The organism is Monashia sp. HAY1-2A (genome assembly GCF_056755315.1).
Genome location: NZ_JBNDHY010000699.1, coordinates 1 through 242 on the forward strand (window position 1 = coordinate 1; position 242 = coordinate 242).

A 242-nucleotide genomic window follows, 5' to 3' on the forward strand; every position below is an offset into this window, starting at 1 on the left:
CGCCTGTCTAGCCGACCATACGCGCATCAGCGCAGGCGATATGGTGGCGACCTTCAAGATCATCCCACTGGCGGTCCCGGGCGCCAAGGTCGATGCCGCCTGTGCGGAACTTCACGCGAGTTCGCCCTTCGAGGTCAAGCCGTTTGCCGAATACGCGGTTTCCCTCATCGCGACCGAATTGTCCTCGCTGAAGGTCTCCGTGATGGACAAGACGGCGCGGATATTGGAGCGGCGCCTGGAGG

At 62.8% G+C, this 242-nt stretch carries 1 protein-coding gene; it reads left to right on the forward strand.

Annotated elements, in window-relative coordinates; all coding sequences use genetic code 11:
• Nucleotides 1-43 precede the first annotated feature (43 nt).
• Nucleotides 44-242, forward strand: a 199-nt coding sequence (locus tag ACPYOM_RS23605; protein ID WP_481347846.1) for a hypothetical protein, incomplete at its 3' end; no start/stop codon positions are given.